Below are 16,812 nucleotides of genomic sequence, written 5' to 3'. Positions count from 1 at the left end.
AGCCTAAACGGCAGTGAATACGCGCCGGTCAGCCAAAATTTAGGGAGCGACTATTGTTGTTCAGGTAAATGCAGGCACACTTGTGCAGTGTTTTAGCGCTGGGGCATCTTTTAGCCCATTGGCGCGATGCAATCCAGTGGCGGCAGCAGATTATGCCCGAAGAGCCGGGTTCAAAGTTCGAAGGTTGTTTTTCAACGGAATGTGCAAGGGAGCGTCAATCAGAGCGTCGTGATTTCATCTTCGCCGTGCAGAGATACAACACGGAAATCCGTACCTACCCCGGTCGCTTGTGGCGCACGGTGATGTACAGCGATTTGCCGAACCGCGAAACCTTCGAGGCCACCAGCCCTGATGCGGAAAAAGCGCCTCAAGTGAAGTTCCAGCAAGCGCCGGGACGGGTTTTAAGCATCACCACGGATGAGCGGGTGGTGGATACCGCCCAGATGATCGAGCCTGCGGTGCGCGAGCAGTTGACGCAACCGCTTCACGCCCATGAAGAAGCCACCGGCGAGCAGCTGGGCGCTATTGGGGCATCGGCCAGAAGGACAAAAACACCGGCGCGCTACTGATCGTTGCGCGTGACGATCGCAAGCGGCGGATTGAAGTCGGTATGGCCTGGAAGATCGTCTGGGCGGCAATCCGCTGGATGAACCGTCCACGGTGTATGACTGCAGGTAACAACAATAGCGAGTGGGCATTCTTAAACATGGCATCACTGACTGAACACGAACAACGCAAGGTCGCCGAGGCGATTGCCCGAGTCGAGCGCGACACCGACGCCGAACTGGTGACCGTGCTCGCAGCCCGCGCCGACGACTACGCGTACATCCCGCTGCTCTGGGCCAGCCTGCTGGCGCTGGTGGTGCCGGGTATCGTGCATTACCTGACGGGCTGGATGACCCTGCACAGTTTGCTGTTGGTGCAATGGATCACCTTCATCGTGCTGTGCCTGGTGTTCCGGATGCCGAAAATCACCACGCACCTGATCCCGCGCTCGGTGCGTCACTGGCGCGCCTCGAACCTGGCGCGCCGGCAGTTTCTGGAGCAAAACCTGCACCACACGGTGGGTAGCACTGGCATGCTGATTTTCGTCTCCGAGGCTGAGCGCTATGTGGAGATTCTGGTGGATGAGGGGATCTCCACGCGCCTGGATAACAAGAACTGGGACGTGATAGTTGCCGCGTTTACTCAACAGGTGAAACAGGGGCAGACGTTGCAGGGATTTGTGTCCTGCGTAGAGGCGTGCGGCGAGTTGCTTAAGGTGCATGTGCCGGTGACGCATGTGAGGAATGAGTTACCGAATCGGTTGGTGGTTCTAGGCTGAATCTCAGCAGCGACGCATCCCCCTGTAGCAGCTGGCGAAGCCTGCGTTCGGCTGCGAAGCAGTCGTAAATCCGCTATTCACGGTCTTCCTGATGCACCGCGTGTGCTGATTTTACGACTGCTGCGCAGCCGAACGCAGGCTTCGCCAGCTGCTACAGATCGCACCGTTCGGTAAATAACTGCGTGTCCCAAACCCCCATCCCCCCTAAAATACCCGCCATCCCCCGATCCGCACCGCCCGAGGCCGTTTTTCCCATGTCTGTCACCGCCACTCCCGCCAGCCTCGCGCCGGATCACCACGCTCAGTTTATCGACCTGCTGCAATCCAGCCTCGACGACAACGCCTTCATCAAACTGGTGCTGGCCAAGTACGTCGGCACTGAGGCGGACCTGCAGCGGCTGATCATCAAACAGCTGACAGTCAAGGATCAGCCCTGTCTGTCCTTCGTCTACCGCTACAAGACTCGCGACATCACCAAGAACCTGCCGATTGTCGAGGGTGTAGCGACCATCGCCGCGCTGTTACCGGTCTCGTTCAAAAATGCGCATTTACTGTCGCTGACTGACGAAGCCCAGCTCGAATACAGCAAAAAGGGCAAGTCTTCGCTGTTCAAGAGCAAACCTCAGCAATTGCGCGAGGTGCCGTCCGCCGAGCACAACCGCGAGAAGAACCGCTTCCTTGACCTGAGCCGACCGTTCCTTGCCGACCTCGGCGTGACCAACAAGCAGCATGAGCTGATCCCGGCGATGTCGCGCAAGTGGAAGCAGATCAACAAATTCATCGAAGTCTTCAGCCACGCGCTGACCACGTCACCGCTGGCGCTGGACAAGCCGGTTCAGGTAGCGGACTTCGGTTCGGGCAAGGGTTACCTGACGTTCGCGATCCACGACTATCTGCGCAACACCTTGAAGGCCGAAGGCGTGGTGACGGGTGTCGAGCTGCGCGAAGAAATGGTCAACCTGTGTAATGCCGCAGCCGCAAAGCTCGAGCATCCGGGACTGGTGTTCAAGTGCGGTGATGTGCGCAGCGTGGCGCCGAGCGAGCTGGACGTGATGATCGCGCTGCATGCCTGCGACATCGCCACTGACTATGCGATTCACACCGGCATTCGTTCCGGCGCCTCGATCATCATGTGCTCGCCGTGCTGCCACAAACAGATCCGCCTGCAAATCCAGAGCCCGGCGCTGCTCAAACCGATGCTGCAATACGGTCTGCATTTGGGGCAGCAGGCGGAAATGGTCACCGACAGTTTGCGTGCGTTGTTCCTGGAAGCCTGCGGTTACGAGACCAAGGTGTTCGAGTTCATTTCACTGGACCACACCAACAAGAACAAGATGATCCTGGCGGTCAAACGCGCCGAGCCGGTAGACCCGACTCAGCTGTTGGTGAAGATTCAGGAACTGAAGGATTTCTACCACATCAGCGAACATTGCCTCGAAACCCTGCTCCGAGCCGACGGCTACCTCTGATCCTGTAGGAGCCAGGCTTGCCGGCGAAAGCGTCCTCACGATCGCCTTCGCCGGCAAGCCTGGCTCCTACAAGATTACGCCGTGGCGACCCGCGCGGGCTTGACCGATGTCTTGCGTCCCAACATCACGGTCACGATCACCCCGGCGGCAAACAGCCAGGTGATCGGCTCGATGTGCTCACCGAAGAACAGCGCCGAAAAGGCGATGGTGAAGAAAATCTGCAACAGCTGGATCTGACTGACCCGGGCAATGCCGCCCATCGCTAACCCAGCGTACCAGGCAAAGAAGCCGATGAACTGCGAAAACAGCGAGACGTAACCGAAGGCCCACCAGGTCTTGGCCGAAATCTCGCCCTGATGTTGCAACGCCAGGTACACCACCGGACCGATCAGCAACGGCGTCGACAGCACCAGCGCCCAGCAGATCACCTGCCAGCCGCCCATCTCCTTGGCCAAACGGCCGCCCTCGGCATAACCCAGGCCACCCACTGCAATTGCCCCTAGCATCAGCAAATCACCGGCCTGAATGCTGCCGGCACCGCTGATCAGCGCATAACCGAGCACCAGCGCACTGCCCAGTGCGGCGCAGGCCCAGAACGCTTTCGACGGTCGCTCGTGGGACAACCACGTGGCATACAGCGCAACGCACAGCGGTTGCAGGCCGTTGACCAGTGCGCCGTGAGACGCCGGCAAGGTTTGCATGGCCCAGGCCGAGAGTACCGGAAAGCCGAGGATCACCCCGGCAATGACCAGGGTCAGGCCTTTGACTTGTTTCCAGGTCGGCCATTTTTCCCGGCGCCACAGCAACAACAACGCTGCCGGAACCGCCGCGAACAGCGCACGGCCCAGGCCGTTGAGCAGCGGATGGAGTTCCTGCACGACGATCCGTGTGAAGGGCAGGGTGAGGCTGAAAATCACAACGCCGAGCAGGCCGAGGGCCATGCCGGTGTTTTCGCGCGAGGACATGATGGCAACCAGAATCGAGGGCGACGGAGAGAGTCTTCATCTAGCCATAAACTCGGCGTCTGCTGCTGTTACAGATAGGCGCAGAGTTATCCGTACAGTTTGAAGACGCCTTCGCGGGCAAGCCTCGCTCCTACAGGTATTGCGGTGCCCTTGTAGGAGCGAGGCTTGCTCGCGAAGAACGATAACTCGGTCGTCAGGTAGTAGCTGGTTATTACCCGACCCTGCGGATAAGGACTACCTTGAATACTCCTGCATGACCCCATATTTCCCAGAGGAGTCCTCCCCATGGCGGCTAAAAAAATTCTGATGCTGGTCGGCGATTACGTCGAAGATTACGAAGTGATGGTACCGTTTCAGGCGCTGCTGATGGTCGGCCACACGGTGCATGCCGTTTGCCCGGACAAAACCGCCGGTCAGACCGTACGCACGGCAATCCACGACTTTGAAGGCGACCAGACCTACAGCGAAAAGCCCGGCCACCTGTTTGCCCTGAACTTTGACTTCGCCAAGGTCGATGCCGCGGACTACGACGCGCTGCTGGTACCGGGCGGTCGTGCGCCTGAGTACCTGCGCCTGAACGAAAAAGTCCTGGAACTGGTGCGAGCGTTCGACAAGACCGGCAAACCGATTGCCGCCGTGTGTCACGGTGCACAATTGCTGGCGGCAGCGGGGATTCTTGAAGGTCGCGAGTGCAGCGCTTACCCGGCCTGTGCGCCGGAAGTGCGCCTGGCCGGTGGTACGTTCATCGATATCCCGGTGACGGAAGGACACGTTCAAGGCAATCTGGCCACTGCTCCGGCCTGGCCGGCGCACCCGAGTTGGCTCGCCGGCTTCCTCGGGTTGCTGGGCACCCAAATCACGCTGTAACGAGGGACCTGTCCATGTGCGAGCTTTACGTCAAAGCCGATCCGATCCTCTACGAATCGCGCTCCCGTTCGCTGCGCATCTGCGGGGTGGTCACCACCCTGCGGCTGGAGAATCAGTTCTGGGACATCCTCAGCGAAATCGCCGAGGTCGACGGCATGACCACCAACCAATTGATCGCCAAGCTGTATGAATAGGTGATGGACTACCGCGGCGAGGTGGTGAATTTCGCCTCGTTTTTGCGGGTCAGCTGTACGCGGTACCTGAGTCAGCGACGGGTGCAGGCGCCGGAATTATCGGTGGTTCGGGCGGTGGTGAAGTAGGGCAGGGTGGTCTTTACTCTGAAGCGCGAAACCTCTCAATTGCCAAGGAGAAAGAGCATGTCTGGATGGTATGAAGTGAGCAAAAGCAGCAATGGTCAATTCAAGTTTGTACTGAAGGCCGCCAATGCGGAAACCATTCTGTCCAGCGAGCTGTACACCACCCGCGCTGCCGCCGACAAAGGCATCACGTCGGTTCAGAGCAACAGCCCGTTGGATGAACGCTACGAGAAGAAAACCACCAAGGATGGCCACCCTTACTTCAACCTCAAGGCCGGTAACCACGAGATCATTGGCAGCAGCGAGGCTTACGCCTCCGCTGCCGCGATGGATAAAGGCATCGCCAGCGTAAAGGCCAACGGGCCGACCACGGTGATCAAGGACAAGACCTTGCCGGTGCTCTGAATCCACCGCTGATCGTTCCCACGCTCCCGCGTGGGAATGCCTCTAGGGACGCTCCGCGTCCAGTGACGCGGAGCGTCACGGGCTGCATTCCTTTGCGGCGCGTGGGAACGATCTTCAGGCTTCGACCGGCACCGTCAGCTTCGGGCTGCCGAGCGCATGGGTCTTTGAATCAAAAAACCGCAGTTCCACATTAGTGCCCTCGAACACCTTCGCGTAATGCCGCTTCTGGTGCTGAATGAACGCCTTGCTGCGCGGATTAATCGAGATCGCCACCCCCTGCGGTTTCGCCTGGCGCAAGGCGTGGATGATGTGGCTGTCCTGCTCACCCAGGGCGTGACCGAAGAGGCACAATCCGTCGCCATGACCGAGTAGCTGGTCGTAGCAGAACGACAGATAGTCCGAGCTGCGAATGGTTTTGAGCTTGTCCTGCGCCGGACCTTCATTGACGAATAGCGGCACGTCGTCGAGGGTCTTGATCGTGTTGTTGATCGCGAAGCTGCCGAGCAACGTGCCCTCGGTCGACATCAGTTTGCGCGCCGTGCCGTCCTGATTGCGCACCAGATGCAGGCCTCCGTGCAGGTACAGCAGGCGGGTTTTATCGGTCGCCGTGGCGCTTAGATCGAAGCTCGGCTCCGCCCCCTGGAACAGGTCGGTGATCGCGTCAGGCTGATGCTGAATTGCCCAGTAATTGAGCAGGTCGTAGTTGGTGGTGAACACCGTCCGGTAGCGGCTCAGCTCCTGATTGATCGCCGCCAGCGTCGAGGGCACCACCAGCCGCCACGGGATGTGCACCGCGTGCACGCTGTTGATCAGCGCTTCTTTGATCGCGTAGTAACGATTGCGCGGTGCGGCGGAACTCACGGCCAAGGCCTTGTTGACCCGGCTGGTGGTTTTCAGCGCGCTGAGCACCTGCTCGAAGCTGCGCGTCTGCAGGGCGTCGAATACGCTCAGCTCGGACTGGCTCAGGGGCTTTTCTTCGACGGTGCGGGCGTTTTCGAACAGCGAGTCGTAGCCGAAGTCGTCCCACACGGCGCGGCTGGCGCCGTTGCCCACCAGCAGGCCGCCGAACGAGGCGGTGGTGCGCAAGGCGTTCCAGTCTTCAAGTTGGGCATCAACATCCTGGAAATCGGTCATTGCGGTCAAAGTCTCAAAGCAAAGGGTCTGATGGGCGGCGACTTTATCACGACCAAGACTTGAGCCAGATCAAGTTACTGCGCGGCCGATAGGTCGATCCTGTGGGTACCCGCTGGATCGGCGCTGCCGATTCGGCCTCAGCCAGGAGACTCGCTCATGAGCAGCACGTTTTTCATCCCCGCCGTGAACATCATGGGCATTGGTTGCCTGGACGAAGCCATGGACGCCATTCGCAAGTACGGTTTTCGCAAGGCGCTGATCGTCACCGACGCCGGGCTGGCCAAGGCGGGCGTAGCGAAGATGATTGCCGAGAAACTGGCGATACAGGACATCGATTCGGTGATTTTCGACGGCGCCAAGCCGAACCCGAGCATCGCCAACGTCGAAAGCGGTCTGGGTCTGCTCAAGGAGACTCGCTGTGATTTCGTGGTGTCCCTGGGCGGTGGTTCGCCCCATGACTGCGCCAAAGGCATCGCGTTATGCGCGACCAACGGCGGGCAGATTCGCGATTACGAAGGCGTCGATCAATCCACCCAGCCACAACTGCCGCTGATCGCCATCAACACCACCGCCGGCACCGCCAGCGAGATGACCCGTTTCTGCATCATCACCGATGAATCCCGTCACGTAAAAATGGCCATCGTCGATCGCAACGTCACGCCACTGCTGTCGGTCAACGACCCGGCGCTGATGGTCGCCATGCCCAAGGGCCTGACGGCTGCCACTGGCATGGACGCATTGACCCACGCCATCGAGGCCTACGTTTCCACGGCGGCCAATCCGATCACCGATGCCTGCGCACTGAAGGCGATCACGTTGATCAGCAACAACCTGCGCCTGGCCGTTCGTGACGGCAGTGACATGGCCGCGCGGGAAAACATGGCTTACGCGCAGTTCCTCGCCGGCATGGCGTTCAATAACGCATCCCTGGGTTATGTCCACGCCATGGCTCACCAGTTGGGCGGGTTCTACGACTTGCCTCATGGTGTGTGCAACGCGGTACTGCTGCCCCACGTACAAAGTTTTAACGCACTGGTTTGCGCCGATCGCCTCACGGATGTCGCCCGTGCGATGGGCGCCAATGTTCACGGCTTCACCCCGGAAGCAGGCGCCCAGGCAGCCATCGCGGCAATCCGCAGCCTGTCCGGAGACGTGGAAATACCCGCTGGTTTGCGTGAGCTCGGCGCCAAGCTCAACGACATCCCGATCCTCGCCACCAATGCCTTGAAAGATGCGTGTGGCGTGACCAATCCTCGAGCGGCGGATCAGCGCCAGATTGAGGAGATTTTCCGCAGCGCGTTTTAAGAAGTTTTGTGACCGGGCGCGAGCATCACGCAGAGCATCGCGCCCAACGCCAGCAAGGTACACAACAGCGACAACGGCCAGGCCTGCGGGCTTGCGATCAAACTGGCGATCCCGCCGATAACGGCGGCCATCAATTGATGAATGAAACCGCTCAACGCCATCGCATACGCACCACCGACCGGCGAACCGTCATTGGCCAGGGACAGGCTGATCGGGTAAGTCAACGACTGGCCGAACACCGCAAAGCAATAGGGCAACCAAAACAGCAGGGCCACTGAAGTGCCCGCGACACTCCCCAGCAACATCACCGCGCTGCCGGCCAGCACCAGCCCCACCCCCGCCGTCATCAACCCGCGTTGACCGGTGTGAAGTACAAAGCCATTGACCCCCAAAGCCCCCAGAAAATACGCCGCGCTGATCGGCCAGCCTAACAACCCGTATTCCACGGCCGACCAGTTGAACGGTCCTTGCAGAATCAGCGGCGCTGCGGTGTTGAACGCGACAATCACTCCGTACCCGAGGCCGCCGGTGAGGGCCGGCAACAGAAAGGCTCGATGACGCAAGATGCGCCAGTAGCTCGGCCAGGCGGATGACGGGGCATTCTCCTCGGCCAGCACCGGGAACCTAACCCGGGCCACGATTAGCGCCATCATCAGACTCACACCACCCAACAGGTAAAACATCGCTGGCCAGCCCAGCGCCACCTGGATGATCGACCCCAGGTATTGGCCGATACCCAGCGCCACCACGAAGGAAATCGAAATCCAGGACAACGCCTTGGCCAGTAGGTCGCCGCGGAAACTGTCGCGGATCAGCACCCGCGCCATGACCGAAATGCCGCTGGCGCCAATGCCCTGAACCAGTCGAAACGCCAGGAACGATTCAAGCGTCTGGCTCAGGGGCAACGCCAGATTGCCCAAAACGTAGATGCCGAGTGCGGCGAGCAGCACCGGTTTGCGGCCGATACGCTGGCCCAGGCTGCCCCAGAACAACATCGGCAGCGCCATGCCGATCAGATACACCGCCAGCCCCCAGGAAACCTGCGAGGCGTCGGAAGACAAATCCCGGGCCATTTCCGGCAGCGCCGGCAGGTAAATGCTCATGCCTAATTGAGCGAGAAAAACCGTGCTGCAGGTGACGAGGAGGGTGGTGCTGCTCTTCATTGAATCTTCCCTGGTTTCAGTTCAACAGCCGATTTCCCGGCCTCGAGTGCGTAAAAGCTCGGTAATAAGTTCACAAAAGTGTCGGATCAGCGTCGGCTCCATGTCGGCGCGCAGGGTAATTCTGATGGCTGCCTTGCCTTGTGCGACCACTGGGAAAAAGACTGCCGAGGTGAAGAAGCCGTGATTGGCCAGCTCCATGGCGATGCTGTTCGCCAGTGCTGCTTCGCCGCAGTTGACCAGTCGAATGGCCATGTTGCTGTTGTGTTGATCGGTTCGTATGAGGCTGTCGAACAGCTGGATATTAGCCTGAAGTTTTTCCTGCAACGCGGCAAATTCCGGTGTGCGATGAAGCTGGATGGACGCTCTGCCCGCGCCAATGGCTGCACTGTTCAGACTTTGCGACCAATTGCTGGGGCCGCCGTAACGCGCAATGAGCCTCTTCTGCCGTTCATTGCCCAGCATCACCAGACCGCCGCTGGCGCCAAACGACTTGGCCAGCGAGGCGACGATCAGGCAGTCACCCTCCAGGGCATGCAACCTGGGGCGCACGAGGCCTGCGCCAAAGGTTCCGACGGCGGACAGCGCGTGGGAGTCGTCCAGATAGAGAAACAACCCGTAGCGGTCCTTCAGATACAAAAGACTGTCCATGTCCGCGACCCCACCCATGCTGTACGCACCGTCGGCAACATACGCAACGGTGCGGTGTTGCTGACACTGCGTCTCAAGAAAATCCATGTCGTTATGAGGACAGGTCACGACCGTGGTTTCATCCGCGCAGGCGGCTTTCAGGTGATTCATCGAGTAGTGCGCCAACCGGTCAAAGACCATCACGGGAGGGCGGTTTTGCGTGAACACGCCGCTGGCCAGCAACGGCAGAATGGCGGCACTTGCCGCACTGCACGACAGGGTGCTCAGGCAACTGGCGCCGAACAGCTCGGAAAGTTCGGTTTCGTACTGTTCCAGAATCGCCAGCTTGCAGCGGTTCTTTGAATTGGCGACGCGAAGGGTGCCGGTTTCCCACAGTGTGTTCATGGCGCCGTCAAGAATATCGGGATGGTGATCCAGGCCCAGGTAAGACGTCGTACAGAAATGATGAAAAGCGCGCCCGTACTGATCGAGCATCCGGTTGGCACTTTTGATTTCGACGTTAAGCCCCGAAATTTTTCCGGCTTCAGCGCTCTCCCAATCGTGATCGGCCAACGCGATGACTTTGCGGTAGTTGGTGTAGAGGTTTGCCGCGTGTGTTGTCTGGTCCATGTGAAGATGACTTCCTTGAGTGAAACGATCCATGAGTGTGTTGCAGTCCGTGTGTGTTTCCAGACTTTACAGAACGCGGCGGGGGCTTTGAATCGGCTGTTTCCGGTACGGCTGAGTGTTACAAGAGATTTATGTGTAGGGCGATGCCTCGTGATGTTGTGGGCTAATTGCTTGGGAACAGGGCTATCCTGGCGACTCAGCCGAACCCAAGCATCGAGCCCTCCCCTGCTGGCGTGGCCGACCTGGGAATCTGCTCCAGTGACAGCGACGTCAAAGGTCTGCACAGCGTGCTTTGGTGGTGTTGATGCTGCCCAATCATCCGTTGGCGAGCCGTTCCAGCCTGGCGTTCGCCGACACGCTGGGCAGCGACTACGTCGGTCTGCATTCCGCCAGTTCGATCAACATGCGCACCCACGCAGCCGCGCGCCAGGCCGACAAGGTGCTGCGGTTACGGATTCATGTACCGGGTTTTGACGCGATGTGCCGGATGGTCCAGGCCAACATCGGCATCGGCATCCTGCCGCAAAAGGCCTATGAATTATTTGGCAGGGCGTTGGGTTTGCATGCGGTGCCGTTAACGGATGACTGGTCGGATCGTGCGTTGGTTCTGGTCGTGCGCGATGAAGCGGCGCTGTCGCCGGTGAGCCGAATGTTGTTCGAACAGTTGCGCGGAGCGGATTGGCCAGCCGTATCGCTCACCATGAACCGCACACTGGCACCGAGAGCCCGGTGATGATTGGTTTGCTGACCACCATCCCTTACATCTGCGGCGCCATCAGCATGGTGGTGATCGGGCGGTTGTCCGACTCGACCGGTGAGCGGCGCAAGTTTGTCGCAGGGTTAGTCGCGGTGGGCGCGGTGGGGTTCTTCTGTGCGGGGATCTTCGCTATCCACACGACCTTCCTGATTGTCGCGCTGGGCTTGCTCGGTGCCGGGATTATCGCGTCCATCCCGAGTTTCTGGACCCTGCCGCAAAAACTGCTGGCCGGTGCCGGGGCAGGGGCTGCTGGCGGGATCGCGGTGATCAACACCCTCGGCCAGTTCGGCGGCATTGTCAGCCCGGTGATGGTAGGGCGGATCAAAGACCTGACCGGCAGCACCACGCCGGCGCTGTATGTCATCGGCGTCGCTGCGCTGATCGCCGTTTGCGCTGTTGATGTGGGGGTTGCCGCAGAAGCTGCGCACGCTCGACAAGTTTTAAAAGATCGCAGGCTGATGATCGACCACGTAGAGCATGGGAACGATCAGGATGTCGCGATCACCGCTTTGGCCGGCATATCACCGAACTGAATCAACACCACACCGGCAATCAACAACACCGCCCCAAACACCCGCGGCAACGTCATTTGCCGTTCCATCAAGCCAAACAATCCAAAGTGATCCAGCACCAGCGAAGCCACCACCTGTCCCGCCAGCGCCAAAGCAATAAACCCCGACGCCCCAAGCTTGGGCAGCAGCATCAGCGCCAACGAGATAAAACACACCCCGAACGCACCACCAGCCCACATCCACAGCGGCGCCCTGGTGATGAACGCCAGTGATGGCAGCGGCAATCGCATCGCCAACATAATCGGCAACACCACCACGATGCTCACCAATAACGACGCGAGCGTCGCCCATAACGGATGACCCAACCCACGCGTGAGGTTGGCGTTGATCGCACTCTGAAAAGGCACCACCGCCCCGGCAATCACGGCCAGCAGCAACAGCCCGGCCCAATGCAACGTACTCATGGTAATTCTCCAACAGGTTTTGCTGGACTCTAGAGTATTCGTCGCGCAGATTTAAATTCCAAATTGCTATCCAGAACATGCATCAGATGAATGATCTTCGGCGCATCGACCTCAACTTGCTGGTGATCCTCGACGCCTTGCTCAGCGAACAACACGTGACCCGTGCCGCCGAGCGCCTGCACCTGAGTCAGCCGGCCGTCAGTCATGCCTTGGCGCGACTACGTGATCTGCTCGGCGATCCTTTACTGGTGCGGGCGGGCGCCACTCTTGTGCCAACACCGCGAGCCCTGGAGTTGATGGCGCCTTTGGCCGAAGCCCTGGCTCAGGTGCAATCGCTGCTGGCACCGAATGCTTTCGATCCGGCCACCGCCAAGCGCACCTTTCGCCTGGCGATGTCCGACTACGGCGCTGCCATCGTCCTGCCGAGGTTGATACGGACCTTGCGCCGGGAAGCACCGGGCATCGATCTGCAAATCAGCCATGCCAGCCGCGAAGGCATGCTTGATGCTGTGCTCAACGGCGACATCGACATGGCGGCAGGCGTCTTTCCAGAGCTGCCGAACGAATTGCGCAGCACCCCGCTGTTCGAAGAGCACTACGCCTGTCTGGTCGACCGCAACAGCCTGGCCGCCGATGGCGTGCTCGACCTGCCGACCTACCTCGCCCGACCCCACGTCCTGCTGGAAATGCGCGGCAGTGGCACCCCGGAAATCGAACGGGCCCTGACTGCGCTGCGTGAACGCCGCCGAGTTGCGATCAGCCTGCCGCACTGGAGCGTTGCCCCGGAATTCATCAGCGGCACGGACCTGATCCTTACCGTTGCTTCACGTGGGCTGCGCGAGATTGATGAGCGGTCGTTGATTGTTGTTCCGCCGCCGTTTCATATTCCCTCGTTTACGTTTGTGTTGGTTTGGCATAAGCGACGGGGCGGGGATCAGGCGTTGAACTGGTTGAATGGGCGGATTGGGGAGGGGATTAGGCACGGATGACGTTCTATCCAGTGCCCTGATTTTGTAGTGTTTACCAACTGGTAGGCGGAAGACGCCTGGTATGGAAGTCCCTTAGTACCTGCAGGCGTCCTTGGCGAACTCGATAGGGAATTAGATAAGGTCGGTCTGGCAAGACCCATTCTCGAGTGCCGGGCAGGCGGCCTTCACGGCCGGTTGCCGGGAAGCGTGCAAGGTGATCGACGCTGGCAAGGATGGCTTGGACGAAGTCCGCTGCGGCTTTCGGATTCTCAATTGCTATACAAGCGAAGCGGCTTCGTCATCGAGATTTTTTAATGCGGTACGCAACCACTCAACGCGCATTGGCAGTCCACCTATCGGAGATTGCTTTCACTTCCTCAGGTGTCGCGAAGTCTCCTGCGTCTGCTTCCTTCAGAGTTTTTTGAATTTCTTCGATTTGCCAGGCTTCCCGTGCCAGGTATTCACGTAACGCATCCACGGCAAGAAATGACTTGCTGCGGCCAGTGGCCTTGGAAAGATTGGCGAGGGTATCGGCGATTTCGTCTGGCAGACGTAAAGACATGACGGACATGACGGTCTCGATGTAGTGGCTTGTAATACAACGATACGACATCGTCGTGCAGGGGAGGACGCTACCTCCATTCGTCTGTCGTAACAATTGGTTGAACGGACACTCCGAGCCGGGGATAGTGCGCTGCTGAAATTGTTTGGTTTTGAAGCACACAAGGAACAGGGACATGACATTGAAGTCCGGGTTGATGGGATGTTCGGCGCTGTGTGGTTTGGTGATGACTACCAACACCAGACTGCTCGGCCGCTTACGATTCCGACGCAATCGGTTCTGAAGGTCTTGTCATTGATACGGCGCGTTACAAGCTGGCGTCGGATGTCCGAGCCTTTGGCCTGCGGTCGGACTTTGGTCACCGATCAAGTGCTATGCCCTACTCCAAAACCGATCTTGCGTTGTACCTCAGGGATGGTAATACCCTGCGTCCAGTGCTGGAGGGGCTGGTGGTTGCCAAGGGCAGGACATACGCAGAACCGTCGATATCGGCAAATCAACTCACAACGGATTTGCAGACTTGATCGTCACTTCAAGCACCACCGTGCTGAAAAACTTCAAATCAGGCGAGGACTGCCTTTCTAACACCAGCGATCTGAAAAAAACACAGATCACGCTGAGCTACGATGGCAAACATTACGGCGTGCCTGAAGAACTCAAAGGTTACTGACAACATGCTCACCGGCCTCAACCACCTGACCCTTGCCGTCACCGACCTGAACCCCAGCGTGGCGTTCTATCAAGATTTGTTGCAGTTGCGCCTCGAAGCCTCTTGGGACACCGGCGCCTATCTTTCACTGCCGGGTTTGTGGCTTTGTCTGTCTGTTGATCCGCTGCGCAGCTCTAAGCCTGCCGCCGATTACACCCATTACGCCTTCACCGTCAGCGCAGCGGATTTCCCCTTGTTCGTCGATCGCCTGCAATCCGCCAACGTCCTGGAATGGCGCGACAACCTTAGCGAAGGCGCGTCCTTCTATTTTCTCGACCCGGACGGCCACAAGCTCGAAGCCCACGTCGGTGACCTGGCGTCTCGGCTGGCAGCCTGTCGCGAGCGTCCGTATGCGGGGATGAAGCTCTTCGACGATCAGTCAGTCGATCCCCGGAGACCTGAGATAGACTTGCGTGCATTCACCCCAGCTCAACAGGACTCCCCATGACCCCATCGCTGCTAATGGCCGTTCTCGCCTCGGGCTTTATTTACGGCATCACGCCGGGGCCGGGTGTGCTGGCGGTGTTCGGCATCGGTGCGGCGCGTGGTCGGAGGGCAGGGGCGGGGTTTCTCTGCGGGCATTTGCTGGGGGATGTGGTCTGGTGCAGCACTGCGCTGATCGCGATTGTCGGTGCGCGGGAAATCGGCAGTGCCGCGTTCGATGTGCTGGGCGTGCTCAGCGGGCTGTATCTGTTCTGGCTCGGCCTGCGCGCGGTTCGCGCTCGTCGCAGCAGTGTCGAAGCGCCACAGGGGCCGGCTCGGCAGCCGTTCTGGCACGGCATTCTGTTTGGCCTGACCAATCCGAAGGCTTACCCGGTGGCGGTGGCGACGTTTACCGCGCTGCTGTCCAGCCGTGCCGAACTGCTGCATTGGTCAATGCTGCCGTGGTTGATTGTCCTGAGCTTCGTCGGTGGCCTCATGGCCTACGCTATCCTCATTGGCATTGTCGGTGCGCGACGGGTGCGCAACGTGTACCTGCGCCATGAGCTGTTGATCACCCGGCTGTGTGGGGTGATGTTTATCGGTTTCGCCATCAACGCCCTGGCGCATGCATTGCCCGGGCTGGTGACGAACAAGGCTTGAAACTGATCGCAGGGAAGCGTCAGTTGCAACGTCATCGCACGGGCGTATGACCGGTCAGGGATGGTTCTTTATTGCTGCATTGTTCGGACATGCGCCCTGCACCATGGCAACCAGAAATTCCGCGCCGTCGGCGAGTTACATCGATCTCATGCTGGACGCCGTCTGTGCGGTCGACACACAAGGTCGCTTCGTATTTGTCAGCGCGGCCTGCGAGCGTATTTTCGGTTACACCCCCGAAGAGCTGATCGGCCAGCCGATGATCGACCTGGTGCATCCCGCCGATCGTCAGCGCACCCTCGACGCCGCGCGGGAGATCATGGGCGGCGAACCCAAGCTCAATTTCGAAAACCGCTACCTGCGCAAGGATGGCCGAGTGGTGCACATCCTCTGGTCGGCACGCTGGTCGGAGGTCGACCAATTGCGCATCGCCGTGGCGCGCGACATCACCGAGCGCAAGCAGGCCGAGTCCCGGCAAGCGGCGCTGTATGCGATCTCTGAAGCCGCCCACGCGGCGGAAGATTTGCTGGCGCTGTTCAAACGCATCCATTTGATCATCGGTGAATGGCTGCCGGCACTGAATTTCTCCGTGGCGCTGTATGACCAACACTGCGCGCAGCTGAATTTCCCCTATCACGTCGACGACTATGAGCTGCAACCCGAGCAACCTGGGACCATCACTGGACGTCTCTGTGCCGAGGTGATTCGCAGCGGCCAGCCGATTCTGCTGACCCCGGATCAGAACAACTTGCCAGAAGGGTTTGAGGCACTGGTCGCGAGCCCGCATTCGCCCTGCTGGCTGGGCGTGCCGTTGAGTTCACAAAACGGCACCATCGGTGCGCTGATCGTTAAAAGCGTGCCCGGTGGCGAGCGCTACACCGAACAGGACAAGGAGTTGCTGCAATACGTGTGCGCCCAAGTCGCGACCGCCATCGAACGCAAGCAATTGCATGCCCGACTGCAGCGCATGGCGCAATACGATCAACTGACCCAGCTGCCCAATCGCGAATTGCTCCGTGACCGGCTCAAAGCTTCGCTGACCCTGGCCCGGGCGGACAGCGGCCGAATGGCGTTACTGTACGTCGACCTCGACCGCTTCAAAGAGGTTAACGACACCCACGGCCATGCGGTGGGCGACATGCTGCTGCAAGCGGTCGCCAATCGGCTCAAAGGCTGCGTGCGCGAAACCGACACGGTGGCGCGCATCGGCGGTGATGAGTTTGTGGTGTTGTTACACAGCATTCGCGCCTCGGAAGACGCCGACCGCGTGGCGGGAAAAATCCGTCAGGTCCTGGCTCAACCCCTGCGCCTGGATGGCCACAGCCTCATCATCCAGACGAGCATCGGCGTTGCGCGATACCCCGACCACGGCACTGAAGAAAAGCAGTTGTTCCGACACGCCGACGAGGCGATGTACACCGCCAAACGCCAGCATCACCTGCGCACCGGGGGCTGAGTTTCGTCACCGTTCGTCGCGGCGATGCCAGGTTTTCTAAACCTTTTTGGACATTGAAATTCTGATCTTATGCGGGCTCCTGCTCGCCGCGATCATTA

At 59.5% G+C, this 16,812-nt stretch carries 17 protein-coding genes and 6 pseudogenes; 16 read left to right on the top strand and 7 right to left on the bottom strand.

Translation table 11 applies throughout. From position 1 onward, the window contains the following. Positions 1 to 224 precede the first annotated feature (224 nt). The 4 genes and pseudogenes from ACYZT3_RS22710 to ACYZT3_RS22695 form a co-directional block, all read left to right on the top strand. A pseudogene (locus tag ACYZT3_RS22710) lies at positions 225 to 380 on the top strand (LemA family protein); the annotation flags it as partial. Continuing rightward, positions 372 to 669, top strand: a pseudogene (locus tag ACYZT3_RS22705) (TPM domain-containing protein); the annotation flags it as partial. The pseudogenes ACYZT3_RS22710 and ACYZT3_RS22705, both read left to right, overlap by 9 nt. A 37-nt stretch (positions 670 to 706) precedes the next feature. Then, positions 707 to 1,324: a TPM domain-containing protein gene (locus tag ACYZT3_RS22700; protein WP_282383344.1), complete on the top strand. Its 618-nt coding sequence runs from the start codon at positions 707 to 709 to the stop codon at positions 1,322 to 1,324. Between the two features lie 254 nt (positions 1,325 to 1,578). Then, positions 1,579 to 2,793, top strand: a complete 1,215-nt coding sequence (locus ACYZT3_RS22695; protein ID WP_462030816.1) for a class I SAM-dependent methyltransferase — start codon at positions 1,579 to 1,581, stop codon at positions 2,791 to 2,793. A gap of 74 nt (positions 2,794 to 2,867) precedes the next feature. Here ACYZT3_RS22695 and ACYZT3_RS22690 read toward each other — a convergent pair whose 3' ends face one another. Continuing rightward, entirely contained in the window at positions 2,868 to 3,758 is an 891-nt protein-coding gene (locus ACYZT3_RS22690; RefSeq protein WP_462030815.1) for a DMT family transporter, read from the bottom strand. Positions 3,759 to 4,043: 285 nt separating this feature from the next. On the opposite strand from ACYZT3_RS22690, the gene ACYZT3_RS22685 reads away from it, so the two are divergent. The 3 genes and pseudogenes from ACYZT3_RS22685 to ACYZT3_RS22675 all read left to right on the top strand — a co-directional run bounded on the left by ACYZT3_RS22685 (position 4,044) and on the right by ACYZT3_RS22675 (position 5,347). Further along, the gene (locus ACYZT3_RS22685) at positions 4,044 to 4,625 is read left to right on the top strand and encodes a DJ-1/PfpI family protein (protein WP_462030814.1); all 582 of its coding nucleotides are present in this window, start codon (positions 4,044 to 4,046) and stop codon (positions 4,623 to 4,625) included. Between the two features lie 14 nt (positions 4,626 to 4,639). Further along, positions 4,640 to 4,945 (top strand): annotated as a pseudogene (locus ACYZT3_RS22680) (ribbon-helix-helix domain-containing protein). Positions 4,946 to 5,002: 57 nt separating this feature from the next. Continuing rightward, complete coding sequence (locus ACYZT3_RS22675; protein WP_462030813.1) at positions 5,003 to 5,347, top strand: YegP family protein; 345 nt, start codon at positions 5,003 to 5,005, stop codon at positions 5,345 to 5,347. A 114-nt stretch (positions 5,348 to 5,461) separates the two neighbouring features. Here ACYZT3_RS22675 and ACYZT3_RS22670 read toward each other — a convergent pair whose 3' ends face one another. Beyond that, positions 5,462 to 6,481 (bottom strand): DUF4917 family protein, encoded by a 1,020-nt coding sequence (locus tag ACYZT3_RS22670; RefSeq protein WP_462030812.1) that lies wholly within the window; start codon positions 6,479 to 6,481, stop codon positions 5,462 to 5,464. 156 nt (positions 6,482 to 6,637) lie between these two features. Here ACYZT3_RS22670 and yiaY point away from each other — a divergent pair, with 156 nt between their 5' ends. Beyond that, on the top strand, positions 6,638 to 7,786 hold the full coding sequence (gene yiaY, locus ACYZT3_RS22665; RefSeq protein WP_282382925.1) for an L-threonine dehydrogenase: 1,149 nt from the start codon (positions 6,638 to 6,640) through the stop codon (positions 7,784 to 7,786). Here the strand turns inward: yiaY and ACYZT3_RS22660 are convergent. After that, complete coding sequence (locus ACYZT3_RS22660; protein ID WP_282382922.1) at positions 7,783 to 8,949, bottom strand: MFS transporter; 1,167 nt, start codon at positions 8,947 to 8,949, stop codon at positions 7,783 to 7,785. The two genes, yiaY and ACYZT3_RS22660, sit on opposite strands and share 4 nt — an antisense overlap. A gap of 21 nt (positions 8,950 to 8,970) precedes the next feature. Continuing rightward, complete coding sequence (locus ACYZT3_RS22655) at positions 8,971 to 10,206, bottom strand: aminotransferase class I/II-fold pyridoxal phosphate-dependent enzyme (RefSeq protein WP_282382920.1); 1,236 nt, start codon at positions 10,204 to 10,206, stop codon at positions 8,971 to 8,973. A gap of 230 nt (positions 10,207 to 10,436) precedes the next feature. On the opposite strand from ACYZT3_RS22655, the pseudogene ACYZT3_RS22650 reads away from it, so the two are divergent. Continuing rightward, a pseudogene (locus ACYZT3_RS22650) lies at positions 10,437 to 10,939 on the top strand (LysR substrate-binding domain-containing protein); the annotation flags it as partial. After that, positions 10,885 to 11,407: pseudogene (locus ACYZT3_RS22645) on the top strand (MFS transporter); the annotation flags it as partial. The pseudogenes ACYZT3_RS22650 and ACYZT3_RS22645, both read left to right, overlap by 55 nt. A gap of 43 nt (positions 11,408 to 11,450) precedes the next feature. On the opposite strand, the gene ACYZT3_RS22640 reads toward ACYZT3_RS22645, so the two are convergent. Then, complete coding sequence (locus tag ACYZT3_RS22640) at positions 11,451 to 11,939, bottom strand: DMT family transporter (RefSeq protein ID WP_282382918.1); 489 nt, start codon at positions 11,937 to 11,939, stop codon at positions 11,451 to 11,453. Positions 11,940 to 12,016: 77 nt separating this feature from the next. Between ACYZT3_RS22640 and ACYZT3_RS22635 the strand changes: the two genes are divergently transcribed. Continuing rightward, the gene (locus ACYZT3_RS22635) at positions 12,017 to 12,928 is read left to right on the top strand and encodes a LysR family transcriptional regulator (RefSeq protein WP_282382914.1); all 912 of its coding nucleotides are present in this window, start codon (positions 12,017 to 12,019) and stop codon (positions 12,926 to 12,928) included. A gap of 31 nt (positions 12,929 to 12,959) precedes the next feature. On the opposite strand, the pseudogene ACYZT3_RS22630 reads toward ACYZT3_RS22635, so the two are convergent. Together ACYZT3_RS22630 and ACYZT3_RS22625 are read right to left on the bottom strand one after the other, a co-directional pair. Continuing rightward, positions 12,960 to 13,249: pseudogene (locus ACYZT3_RS22630) on the bottom strand (type II toxin-antitoxin system RelE/ParE family toxin). After that, on the bottom strand, positions 13,239 to 13,478 hold the full coding sequence (locus ACYZT3_RS22625; RefSeq protein ID WP_462032413.1) for a CopG family ribbon-helix-helix protein: 240 nt from the start codon (positions 13,476 to 13,478) through the stop codon (positions 13,239 to 13,241). The pseudogene ACYZT3_RS22630 and the gene ACYZT3_RS22625 overlap by 11 nt, the downstream one beginning before the upstream one ends. Before the next feature lie 263 nt (positions 13,479 to 13,741). Between ACYZT3_RS22625 and ACYZT3_RS22620 the strand changes: the two genes are divergently transcribed. The 5 genes from ACYZT3_RS22620 (at position 13,742) to ACYZT3_RS22600 (ending at position 16,714) form a co-directional block, all read left to right on the top strand. Then, complete coding sequence (locus ACYZT3_RS22620; protein ID WP_462032412.1) at positions 13,742 to 13,993, top strand: PA3715 family protein; 252 nt, start codon at positions 13,742 to 13,744, stop codon at positions 13,991 to 13,993. Continuing rightward, on the top strand, positions 13,990 to 14,139 hold the full coding sequence (locus tag ACYZT3_RS22615) for a hypothetical protein (protein ID WP_462030811.1): 150 nt from the start codon (positions 13,990 to 13,992) through the stop codon (positions 14,137 to 14,139). The genes ACYZT3_RS22620 and ACYZT3_RS22615 overlap by 4 nt, the downstream gene beginning before the upstream one ends. Positions 14,140 to 14,143: 4 nt before the next feature. Next, complete coding sequence (gene fos, locus ACYZT3_RS22610) at positions 14,144 to 14,626, top strand: fosfomycin resistance glutathione transferase (RefSeq protein ID WP_282382908.1); 483 nt, start codon at positions 14,144 to 14,146, stop codon at positions 14,624 to 14,626. Next, positions 14,623 to 15,261 (top strand): LysE family translocator, encoded by a 639-nt coding sequence (locus tag ACYZT3_RS22605; RefSeq protein ID WP_462030810.1) that lies wholly within the window; start codon positions 14,623 to 14,625, stop codon positions 15,259 to 15,261. The genes fos and ACYZT3_RS22605 overlap by 4 nt, the downstream gene beginning before the upstream one ends. Before the next feature lie 103 nt (positions 15,262 to 15,364). After that, complete coding sequence (locus ACYZT3_RS22600; protein ID WP_462030809.1) at positions 15,365 to 16,714, top strand: sensor domain-containing protein; 1,350 nt, start codon at positions 15,365 to 15,367, stop codon at positions 16,712 to 16,714. Positions 16,715 to 16,812: the final 98 nt, after the last annotated feature.

It is taken from the genome of Pseudomonas sp. MDT1-16 (assembly GCF_054898115.1).
This window is presented reverse-complemented; position numbering and strand designations above follow the sequence as displayed.

Coding starts and splice junctions, on each gene's coding strand:
- ACYZT3_RS22690 (WP_462030815.1), bottom strand. CDS start 3,758: ATGTCCTCGCGCGAAAACACCGGCATGGCCCTCGGCCTGCTCGGCGTT.
- ACYZT3_RS22655 (WP_282382920.1), bottom strand. CDS start 10,206: ATGGACCAGACAACACACGCGGCAAACCTCTACACCAACTACCGCAAA.
- ACYZT3_RS22700 (WP_282383344.1), top strand. CDS start 707: ATGGCATCACTGACTGAACACGAACAACGCAAGGTCGCCGAGGCGATT.
- ACYZT3_RS22685 (WP_462030814.1), top strand. CDS start 4,044: ATGGCGGCTAAAAAAATTCTGATGCTGGTCGGCGATTACGTCGAAGAT.
- ACYZT3_RS22625 (WP_462032413.1), bottom strand. CDS start 13,478: ATGTCCGTCATGTCTTTACGTCTGCCAGACGAAATCGCCGATACCCTC.
- ACYZT3_RS22670 (WP_462030812.1), bottom strand. CDS start 6,481: ATGACCGATTTCCAGGATGTTGATGCCCAACTTGAAGACTGGAACGCC.
- ACYZT3_RS22660 (WP_282382922.1), bottom strand. CDS start 8,949: ATGAAGAGCAGCACCACCCTCCTCGTCACCTGCAGCACGGTTTTTCTC.
- ACYZT3_RS22640 (WP_282382918.1), bottom strand. CDS start 11,939: ATGAGTACGTTGCATTGGGCCGGGCTGTTGCTGCTGGCCGTGATTGCC.
- yiaY (WP_282382925.1), top strand. CDS start 6,638: ATGAGCAGCACGTTTTTCATCCCCGCCGTGAACATCATGGGCATTGGT.
- ACYZT3_RS22695 (WP_462030816.1), top strand. CDS start 1,579: ATGTCTGTCACCGCCACTCCCGCCAGCCTCGCGCCGGATCACCACGCT.
- ACYZT3_RS22675 (WP_462030813.1), top strand. CDS start 5,003: ATGTCTGGATGGTATGAAGTGAGCAAAAGCAGCAATGGTCAATTCAAG.
- fos (WP_282382908.1), top strand. CDS start 14,144: ATGCTCACCGGCCTCAACCACCTGACCCTTGCCGTCACCGACCTGAAC.
- ACYZT3_RS22635 (WP_282382914.1), top strand. CDS start 12,017: ATGCATCAGATGAATGATCTTCGGCGCATCGACCTCAACTTGCTGGTG.
- ACYZT3_RS22600 (WP_462030809.1), top strand. CDS start 15,365: ATGGCAACCAGAAATTCCGCGCCGTCGGCGAGTTACATCGATCTCATG.
- ACYZT3_RS22605 (WP_462030810.1), top strand. CDS start 14,623: ATGACCCCATCGCTGCTAATGGCCGTTCTCGCCTCGGGCTTTATTTAC.